Here is a 9,926-nt window from a genome sequence, read left to right as displayed (position 1 = left end):
ACATAATTTATTGTTGTGTGTGCTTCAGCATTTCGTAATTCTCTATCTATCATTTCCAACAAAGTGTCATATTTATTTTCAGGATTAAACAACAAGATTTTATCATGTAAGGGCATTTTATTTATCTTATAAAAATTATACTGTTCTTTTTTTACAATCTTCTCTAAACAAATTAAGAGATTTAATGTTTTGCTAATATATTCGATACCATTCATATATGCTACAGAAATTGCTTTTGTATATCTTAATTTTTTTGCAAGATTTTGAGGGTCCGCGGTTACTTCTGCTGCTAATAATTTTGTATCATTGAACACTCTAACATACTCAGTATATGCAGTCATGAATTCCATAGCCGTATTATCTTCAGGACCCAGTTTAAAATTAGCTATCAGTTTAAGTGATTTTTCAGGATTTTCTTTGACAGCTTGAATATATAACTTAAGTAAAATTGAAATATACTCGTATGTTTTGTGTTTATTCACTTGATTCTTATCTTCATGCCATTCTGTTAGTACTCTAATAAAATAATCTACATCATCGTAATTTTCCCTATCTTCCACTAATTTTCTTGCTTCTTCACCGTAATAACCTGATTCTATTAATAAATCTAATCCTTCTGCTGCTTCATTAAATTCTAAATACTTTTCAAAATTACCTTTCAATATAATCACACCTTTCTACTACAATTGTAATAGAATTGGTATCATATTCCAATAACGCTAATCTGACAACATTAAAAACACCTACCGAAGTAAGTGTTTTATCTACTCAATGCCGTATCAATTTTAGAAATCAACTCTAATCGTTTATTGTTACAACCCACTTGCACAATAGATGTTTTATAAGCTGGATTTTCTACTACACTAATTTCTACTAACTCTGCACGTTGTATTAACCTAAACTTTTGCCTTCCTCTTTTCATCTCTTTATATTCTGCATTTTTAAATCCAACTGAAACGTGACTTAATTGCCCATCCTTTACTAAGTTGTAAAGTAGACGATTTTCATGGTTATTTTCTAATTCAATACGAAAAGACAAACCTTTTTCATCTTCAAATAATGTAAGTTGACCAGTTTCTGCACTTGCAAAATCAAGCGAACTCAAATGGAAATATCGAGCAGTTTGATTCCGTTTTTTTATAGAGTCTACAAAGGCACCTTGTAGGAACTGCTCGTAAAATCTCCCTTGGTCATCATGGATACACGCTCGTTCATTCCAACAAAGTGCGTATCCACTAATAACTAAAGATTTTGTCATGGTCGCTTCATAACCTCATTTGTGATTTGTCCGCGAAAATCAATAATTCGTTCAATATGGCCTTCTCTAATACGTGGATCAAATTCCAGTGTTACAGGAATAGTAAATCTTTTACTTGGTTGGTTCGGATAAGATGGATTTTGTGAAGCAGCTGCTACCTTCTGGTACTCGTTATCAATGGTGTTTTTAATTTCATTACTGAAATGACTTGCTGAACTCTTTATCTCGCCATATAGTTTCAAAAGGTCAAAATATTGCTTTTGTGCAGTTAATACTTTCTCAGCCATTTCATTGAGCTTACTTTTTGAAGTGTTTAATACTAACTCCATTTCAGTTGAGATTTTAGATACACCATACAGTTCAATTGATTCAACAGCTTGCAAATTCTTAATTTCAGTTTCTTCATTGGAAATTTTACGTTGTAGTTCTTCAATTTTCTTCGCACATTCTTCAGTAGAAAGTTTGTTAAAGAATCGTTTAGGATTAATTAAACTATAGCTATTATTTAATTGAATTCCTTCTAATTGTTTAATTTCTTCCTGAAACTTTTTAATTGTTTGCTTCTTTTTTTCTATTAAAGCTGGTTTATCATCCACTAACATTAATAGCTCAGCAAATGAAGGAACCATTTTTAAAAGGTCTTTACTTTTAGATTGCAATAACAATTCTGCTTTACTTAATTGTGGTCTTTTTGGACCGTCAGCCGTAAATATTCCATTCTTAAGTAATGATAGTGCCGTTGTAAAAGCATGTGATTTCTCCATATATTCCTTTTTTCCTTTTTGGCGCATGCTTTCACTCTTGTGTTGCAATAATTCCCAAGAAGCATAATATTCTTCTTCAATCTTTAAAAATGCTTCTCGATCTCTCTTAGGTAATTTATCGACTAATACTTTATATTCAATCATCCTTATTTCATCTCCTTGAAATAGGAGCGTGTACACAATCATACACGCTCATTGTTGGGTTATTTCTTCAATACTTTATTAATCTTAATAATTAGTGCATGTCGCTTTTCATAAAGCTCTTTTTCGCGTTTAAACGTTTCAATAGCAGCTGCACGTGATTCTATAAACATAGAAGCCTGTTCAATTTGTCTCATAATCCTCACCTCCTTTCAGGACTTTGTCACAATGGAGTGCTGTGACAAGTGTGACAAAGTCCTATGCATCTCTAAGTAGCATGAACCCAGGCATATATTGCATATTGCCTTTTGTCACACTAAAAATTTTTTCAAAAATTCAATTTGAGGCGCGCAATTACATGCTCATACGGTCTACAGGAAAATGGCCATAAAATTAATTTGATAGGGGGGCTATCACCCAAGTGTGACAAAAAATAAAAAGCCCAATAGCATACACATTACTGTGCAACTACTGGACTTCTAGAGTCTCTCAAGTTTTATATTCGTTTTTGTTTTGCATTTCACGCATTGGATCTCAATGTCGTAATCATCATTTACTAATTTGAAATTCCCTTTAGTTCTGCTTAGTAGCTTATTGCATTTAGGACATCTAACTTCTTTCATTGCTCAGTCCACTCCCTATAGGTTGTCTAATCTATTCATCAGTTGCTTATAAATCTCTCTTTGTAGATTTGTTCTAATTGTTTCAGGTTGCACTGTGTGGTAGTCCATAGTCTCCCTTCTAATTGCGTTCAAAATTGATTGTAAGCGTGTGTCGGTCACGGTCATCAATTGGTCACACATTTCTTTAAAACGTCTGCATTGAAGCCGTATACATGTTATACGCTTTTCATGTGCCACCTTCTCTTCGAGAATCATGAGTGTTGTTTATTTAATCTCATGTTACAATCAATTCTTCCTTTATATGTTTCCATTAATTAAATAGAGCTCTCCCTAGCAAAATGTATTTGCTAGTTAGTTTTCTTTATTGTTTTCTTTAGGAATTTTGCATATATAGAAGAAACTCGTTTCACTAGACGCTAATCCGCGACAGTCAAGTGAATTCAACGTATCCTCTCTCTATACATGCTGATACCCAGCTATCTTCATATCATTTTTACACCTTTTCCCTACACAATAAGTGCGATATTTAAATCCAAAGCAAGTTTTTGTAAAGCTTTTACACGTATTTTATTGTAAGTAGTCGCTGAAATAGGTGGTTGAAACTTAAAACAATAGACTTTCATATCTGTTAAATACTCCGCATCATTAACCATATACCTTGCTTCAATCAAAAACCTTTCCATTGGTGGTAAACTTTTCACAGCGTGCTCAATACGTTCACAATACTTATGTCTTACGTTTAGAGCATCCAAGTTGTAATTGGCAACTGAGCCTGTTTGGTCACTAGTCAAATTACCATTTCCTCCACCAATGTCATTAATATGTGATGTGGTAGTTGTTTCCTTTTCCTCAAACGTTAAATATTTAAAAATACGGTACCTTTCTAACTCACGTTCCACAGCTGCTTTTATAGCCTTACTATCAAGTTCTGGTAATTTAAAATCCAAAATTATTTCCTCCTTTTATTTAAGAGGGATCCTAGTTCATATGTGTCATTTTTGTGGTTAACCCATAGCAGCTTTTTACTGCGTTCATTACTATTCTTAAGGCGCTTTTGTTTCCTACCTCCGTTTGTGCTATTCCTTTACACATGCCTGAGAATTCATCGACTTGCAAACACAAACAGTTCTAGAAGCTCACTAAACATAGATGGGTAATATAATGGCTGCGTTTCTTTAGGGTTATGAGGATTTATTGCATTATCTCCAAATTTACGCCCTGCCTCTGTCAATGACTTAAATTCCTTAATACCTCCCTTTGAGGAAGGTCGTTCCTTGATTTCTAATAACCCTATTTCAATCATTCGTGTATTTGCTTTAGCTGTGCTCATTTTCACATCATTTTCTTTTAGAAGTTGCGTCAAGGATACTTTTAGTTCCTCACCTTCCACATAAGCTGGCAAATGATTCGTTGGTACACCATGTTTCTTATGAGCCTCCTCTAACATTCGAATCTTAGATGGTTCGTCCACACGTAGTATTTCTGTAGCGTACTTCACGCCAATTAGTTGTTTTTCAAATTCCACTGCGTTATTGCTTGAGAATGTAGAACGATTTAAAACTTGCTCCATTTCTTCAAATCTAGTAACATACGCTGCAGTAAATAGAACACCCTTTTCACCAGTCATTTTATTTGCTACCATGTCGCAGCCTTTGCGTGTGATTAGGTAACACTTATTTTCTTTCCCAGAAGAATCTTTATAGGTGTTTTCAATAAAAAAATCCGCTGAACGCATTTTTGCGTTGAGTAAAATTTCGCTATAATTATCGATGCTTCTTAATAAATCCGTATGACGTTTCCCAACCATTTCTGCCACATCTCGACTATCTGTTATTAATTGACCGTTAAATGAAACTACTTTTAATTGATTCATAATAATGCCCCTTTCCTTTTTAATTATTCCTATAACACACGCCGCCAAGCGTTTTATTTACCATTCTGATGTAATTTCAGTTATTACCTCGAAAGCCTGTTGCGCCAAATACCAACGTTTACGATTCTTTTTACGCTCAATAGCTCTCATACGTGGATCGTTTAGTATCTCGGTCTCTAACCACCGCTTGGACATGTCCGTTAACTGTGCAAGTCGCTCCACCGATACGAGCCAAAGCTGCGCTTGAATAGACTCATCGAGTTGTTTTTCAATATGTTGTTGAATCTGCTTTTTATCTAATTGGAGTTCAATAATTGTTGGAATCATTAACATTCCACCCCCTATCTATCAGTTGTTTTCATCCTCATCCTTTTATTAAAACTATCAATATTGATTACACTCTTTTAAGTTAGCAACACAATTAAAACAATGAAACTGCATAGATTTGACTTATCTTCATTTAGCCAAACATTTTGACTCTTGTTGTGTGATCCAGTCATCAAGCGTTGTTTTTCGAAACATTATTTTATTACCAATACGGTAATGAGGAACTTCATTTCCTCGAACCATCTCACGTAACTTGTACTCCGACGATCCAATGTAAAGCGCTGCCTCTTTTACAGTCATTTTATCCATTCGGTTCACCACCTCGCATTTATGTTGATGTATCAAATATTATTTGTTGATATATCAAATATTAAGATAATATTTGTTGTTATGTCAACATTTATATATTTAAAAATTGTTAATCGTTATTATTTGTTGCTATATCAACATTAAATGTTTATGATATTGTCAAAGAGAGAGGTGTACTAATTGTGGATTTAGTTCAATTTGGTTCTTATATAAAAGAATTACGCAAAAAAAGGGGGCTAACACTTGCTTCTTTATCTGCGTTATCAGGAGTTTCTCACCCTTATCTATCTCAAATAGAAAATGGGAAACTAAAAAACTTCCCTTCACCAGAGATTCTAATAAAAATCTCTGAACCTTTAGATGTTCGATATGAAAAACTTTTGAAAGCTGCTGGACATTTAGACAATGAGGCTTTACATGATTACTATGAACTTGATGCAAAATTATATGAAATGACCGCAAAAGTTCTAAAAGCACTTTCGACAGATGGTTATTTTTTTGAAGATGTTCAATTAAAGATATTCGAAATGTTCTCAGGGAATATGAGTTATGAACCAGATCTTGAAGGATTTGATAGGCTATATCTCGATTACTTAAAATATAAAGAAGATGTTGAACCAGACTATATAGACGTAGATTTGGAAGAAGGTTTCATAAAATATTATAACTACAATACGGTACTTAAATCATTCACCGCTAAAGCTAATTCAAGCGCATTTGATTGGAAAGAAGAAGTATTAGATAAACTTACGGAATTGGCTTTGGAGCGAATTACACCATCCGAATCAATTGAAACATCACAAAAAGAACTTTCGCTTTATTTAAAACAACCAAATATCCTGTACAAAACTCATAAATTGTCCAAACAGCAGATTAAACTCCTTGAATCTTATTTAGAAACATTAATAATGAATTCACAAAAATCAAAGGAGATAGCACTTACCTTGTTCGTTCAAGGAAGCAGCGTTGAAGAAATATCAAAAATAATAAATGAATCTCCCGAAACCATTCAAGAATGGGTAATGAAAGAAGATAAATAACACTCACCTACTCACCTATTCCTGTACACACGCCGCCAAGCATGAAAGGAATGGACAAGGTGAAGTTATATAAATCAGCAAAAGAACCTGAAATATATCACTATTTCAATGCAAGCAGAGAGAAATTATGGATGTACCGTCATAAGTATTATGATGCCGCTAATAAACGGAGAGAGAAGAAGAAAAGTGGCTTTAAAACAGAAAAAGCAGCATTGAAAGCCCTATTGGAAGTTAAGGCTCAAACGCTGCGTGATGAAACAAAGTATATTGAAAATGATAACTTAACTGTTGGCCAATGGCTAGATATTTGGTATGAATCCAATCAAAAGAAATGGAAAGTAACCTCACGTAAACAACGTGAAATGGCTATCCGTTTACAAATGAAGCCGTTAATAAGTCATTTCAAGCTGCAACAACTCACTAAAGCAATTTATCAAAAACATTACATTAATGAGTTAGAAAAAAGCTATAAACCAAGTACAGTTAGATTGCTCCACAATTTGTTTAAAATAGCTATCAATGCTGCAGTAGAAGAAGAGATTTTACTTCGAAATCGTTTTACCAAAATCGCATTTGAGGAAGCAACAAACCTCTCCAATAAAGCAGATGAAAATTATTTAACTCCTGACGAATTAGGGCTGTTTATAAAAACTGCTAAAGAAACTGAAAACATTACAAATTATACGTTCCTTCTATTGATCGCATATACGGGTATCCGTAGAGGTGAAGCGTGTGGACTTCAATGGAAAAATATTGACTTTAAAAACAATACGATTACTATTGAGCGTACACGCGACCAAAAAGGAGTTCGTTCTCCAAAAACAAAAAACAGCTTGCGTACTATTAAAGTTGAAAAGTCTGTATTAACACAATTAGAAAAATATCATACATGGTGCAAGGCTACTCTTTTTGCTTTCGGAAAGAAAATTAAAGATACGAGTTTTGTCTTTGTTTCCTATCAAACAGGTGAGCCGATTTCTGATTCTGGATTGCTTTATATGACTAGACGTGTAGTAGAAAAAGCCAGCTTACCTGAAATTACCCTTCATGGATTACGCCATACACACTGTACCGTATTATTAAACAAAGGTGTCAATGTGAAAGTGATTGCCGAACGTTTGGGAAACACACCAGCAATGATCTATGAAGTGTATGGACATGTATTAAAAGAACTTGAAGAAGAAACAGTTCAGATTTTCAGTGATAGCATTGGGGCTAATTCTGGGGCTAAAAATTAAATAAATACTGAAAACCATTGGTGTTAATGCGTTTTCTAGGTGAGTTGTATTCTACTCTCGCTAATCTTTTAACGTTAGAATACTTTCGTTTCTTAAACCTCGCAACCTTGTTTATACAAGCGTTTGCGAGGTTTTTGTATTTAATCAGATAAGCGGAAATTTACGTTTTGATTGTGGGGATTCGAGGGAAATCTTCAGGAGCATTTTTACCTTAAAATTTATAAAAAGAACATACGGACAGGTGTACATAATTTTTATCAATTTTTAAATAAGATGATAGAGCTATCAAGTCACTCATGTTTTCTTTTCAAATGAGTGGCTTTCCTAAAAAAAGAATACATCATTACCCTCAAATGGAACATATGTTCTTTTTGTGATAATAAAAAATAGCCATATAGGCAAATTAAATGTATTTTCATATCATACTCAAGATCTATTATTATTGATATACACAGTTTCATCAACTTTTTCAACTTTGGCAACCAATTCTTTTTCCTCATTGTAGAGCAAATGACTTATACCGTGATAAATTTTCTTCAGTGCATTTTTACGAATAACATATATCATTTGCTGACTATAACTCATCTCTTGAGCTATCTTAACTATAGTCCATCCTTTTAAATATCTATATTTGATAAAGGCAAATTCCTTTTCGGGCATTATGTTTAACAACCCACTTATACATATGGCTACCATTTGATCTTTGGTTAAAGTTCCGACTTTTTCTTTATTTATATATGGATACAATTTCAAATATTCTTCTACCAATTTATCTAATTTGCGTCCGTTCTTCTTCATTCCCATTTCCCCTTTCCCCTATTTTTCTGTTCCAAATTAATTCTTAACATTTTATTTAATCTTCGCTCTTGATTTTTGTGTCTTTAAGCTCATTTGTTAAATTAATAATCGCTATTTCTATGTTCTTCATACCCTTGTCCAATTTAACGAGTAATAACATTGAAACTACAACTGGGAACCCCAATTTGATAATAAATTTATAAAAATCAACATATTTCATAACATCAATCACACAGAAACGTATGTTCTTTTTTGTATTAACTATACTATAAATTCACATTGTATAACAATAAATAACGAAAATAAGGTATCATGAAGTGAAATGGTTTAATTAAATAAATTTTTGAGGTGAGACATGGAATTCGACATGATTATGAATATATATTTATTTGTTTTCGGCCTTATCCTTGCACTTAAAACGATTCTACTCTTAATTTTCACCCAGAAAAAACAACTAATTAACTTACTATTGAATCTAGCTTTACTTTTATTACTTACCATTTTTATAATTATTGTAAAAGATGAAGTGTTCATAACTTTTAACGTTAAAACTTTAGGAATAATTTTAATTGTGCTCGGATGCTACAGCTACTTTTTTTATCAACTTTATAAATTTTTCAAAAAAGCACATGAATAGTCCATCATGTGCTTTTCGTTTATTATCTTGTGTATGTCAAGTATTTTGCTGTAGTTACCTTGTCCTGATAAACGCCACCGTTTTTCGCTTTAAAAGAAATAGTAGTTCTAACTCCATCAGTTGCAGGTTCTATTTTCGTAATTATCTTATCCCCAGCTCTAGGAGTTGGAAATGGCTCATACTTAGTGTCATGTACCCAAACACCTCTTATTGTTGCACCTAATGAAATTACGGTAGTAGTTACAGATACAACTAACAAACTAGCAAAACCTAATAACGCAAAAGAACCCAGTGTAAATGTAGCATTTATTTTCCAATTCAGTACATCTTTAGCCGTAAACTCGTAAGTAGCAGACGTTGTTGTCGCTAGATGTACTTTGCAATAAGCTGTGTCATACGTATATCCATTATTCGCCTTTATATGCACCTTGTATTCCCCAAAATATGGAGTTTCAACCGTTATAGAATCTTTTGCAGTCGCTTGACTATAATCTTTTGAAAAAATAATTTTCCCATCTCCCGGTCGTTGCACTTGAATTGATCCACCGTAACCAATACCACCACTTTTGCTCCAAGAAATGCTTAAACTTTTTGTACCTGTTTTAGATACCTTTAAACCGAAATCTGAATTACCATTATTAATTGCCATTAAAAATTCCTCCTTGTGTTGTTTTTTGGAACAACTTAATCATAAGTTTTTTTAATGGCTTAAAACTCTGTTAAAAATACTACGATATTTCATGATTTATCTATTAAAACTCTATTAAGTAATCTATCATTCTCTATATAATGCTAAACGAAAAAAATAAAAATCCTAGTAACCTTAAAGTGTACCCTTTGTAAAGGACATTTTGAAAAAAAGCTAGGCAACTTTTTGAAGCTGCTGTCTGTATTTTGCAGGCGGCAGCTTTTTCAAGT

The 9,926-nt window shown here is 33.0% G+C and carries 12 protein-coding genes; 2 read left to right on the top strand and 10 right to left on the bottom strand.

Annotated elements, in window-relative coordinates:
• From ACFCYJ_RS26790 to ACFCYJ_RS26755, 8 genes are all read right to left on the bottom strand, one after another.
• On the bottom strand, positions 1 to 662 hold a 662-nt coding region (locus ACFCYJ_RS26790), incomplete at its 3' end, for a hypothetical protein (RefSeq protein ID WP_376078951.1).
• A gap of 98 nt (positions 663 to 760) precedes the next feature.
• Positions 761 to 1,258, bottom strand: a complete 498-nt coding sequence (locus ACFCYJ_RS26785; protein WP_376078950.1) for an HK97 family phage prohead protease — start codon at positions 1,256 to 1,258, stop codon at positions 761 to 763.
• Positions 1,255 to 2,166 (bottom strand): hypothetical protein, encoded by a 912-nt coding sequence (locus ACFCYJ_RS26780; RefSeq protein WP_376078948.1) that lies wholly within the window; start codon positions 2,164 to 2,166, stop codon positions 1,255 to 1,257. Before ACFCYJ_RS26780 ends, ACFCYJ_RS26785 begins: the two co-directional genes overlap by 4 nt.
• A gap of 59 nt (positions 2,167 to 2,225) precedes the next feature.
• Positions 2,226 to 2,360, bottom strand: a complete 135-nt coding sequence (locus ACFCYJ_RS26775) for a hypothetical protein (RefSeq protein ID WP_376078946.1) — start codon at positions 2,358 to 2,360, stop codon at positions 2,226 to 2,228.
• A 932-nt stretch (positions 2,361 to 3,292) separates the two neighbouring features.
• Positions 3,293 to 3,733 (bottom strand): ArpU family phage packaging/lysis transcriptional regulator, encoded by a 441-nt coding sequence (locus ACFCYJ_RS26770; protein WP_376078944.1) that lies wholly within the window; start codon positions 3,731 to 3,733, stop codon positions 3,293 to 3,295.
• Between the two features lie 155 nt (positions 3,734 to 3,888).
• A complete protein-coding gene (locus tag ACFCYJ_RS26765) occupies positions 3,889 to 4,659 on the bottom strand; it encodes a Rha family transcriptional regulator (RefSeq protein WP_376078942.1) in 771 nt (256 codons plus the stop codon).
• A gap of 57 nt (positions 4,660 to 4,716) precedes the next feature.
• Entirely contained in the window at positions 4,717 to 4,986 is a 270-nt protein-coding gene (locus ACFCYJ_RS26760; protein WP_376078940.1) for a hypothetical protein, read from the bottom strand.
• 129 nt (positions 4,987 to 5,115) lie between these two features.
• A complete protein-coding gene (locus tag ACFCYJ_RS26755) occupies positions 5,116 to 5,295 on the bottom strand; it encodes a helix-turn-helix domain-containing protein (protein ID WP_376078939.1) in 180 nt (59 codons plus the stop codon).
• 182 nt (positions 5,296 to 5,477) lie between these two features.
• On the opposite strand from ACFCYJ_RS26755, the gene ACFCYJ_RS26750 reads away from it, so the two are divergent.
• Both ACFCYJ_RS26750 and ACFCYJ_RS26745 read left to right on the top strand, forming a co-directional pair.
• Positions 5,478 to 6,335: a helix-turn-helix domain-containing protein gene (locus ACFCYJ_RS26750; protein ID WP_376078937.1), complete on the top strand. Its 858-nt coding sequence runs from the start codon at positions 5,478 to 5,480 to the stop codon at positions 6,333 to 6,335.
• A 59-nt stretch (positions 6,336 to 6,394) separates the two neighbouring features.
• Positions 6,395 to 7,573, top strand: a complete 1,179-nt coding sequence (locus ACFCYJ_RS26745) for a tyrosine-type recombinase/integrase (RefSeq protein WP_483869493.1) — start codon at positions 6,395 to 6,397, stop codon at positions 7,571 to 7,573.
• A gap of 426 nt (positions 7,574 to 7,999) precedes the next feature.
• On the opposite strand, the gene ACFCYJ_RS26740 is transcribed toward ACFCYJ_RS26745, so the two are convergent.
• On the bottom strand, positions 8,000 to 8,371 hold the full coding sequence (locus tag ACFCYJ_RS26740; protein ID WP_376078935.1) for a sigma factor-like helix-turn-helix DNA-binding protein: 372 nt from the start codon (positions 8,369 to 8,371) through the stop codon (positions 8,000 to 8,002).
• Positions 8,372 to 9,030: 659 nt separating this feature from the next.
• Entirely contained in the window at positions 9,031 to 9,657 is a 627-nt protein-coding gene (locus ACFCYJ_RS26735; protein WP_376078933.1) for a hypothetical protein, read from the bottom strand.
• Positions 9,658 to 9,926: the final 269 nt, after the last annotated feature.

Source organism: Lysinibacillus sp. NPDC056232, assembly GCF_042267565.1.
In the GTDB taxonomy this organism is placed as follows: domain Bacteria; phylum Bacillota; class Bacilli; order Bacillales_A; family Planococcaceae; genus Lysinibacillus.
The sequence above is the reverse complement of the archived record's forward strand: the minus strand, read 5'-3'. Positions and strand labels throughout refer to the sequence as shown.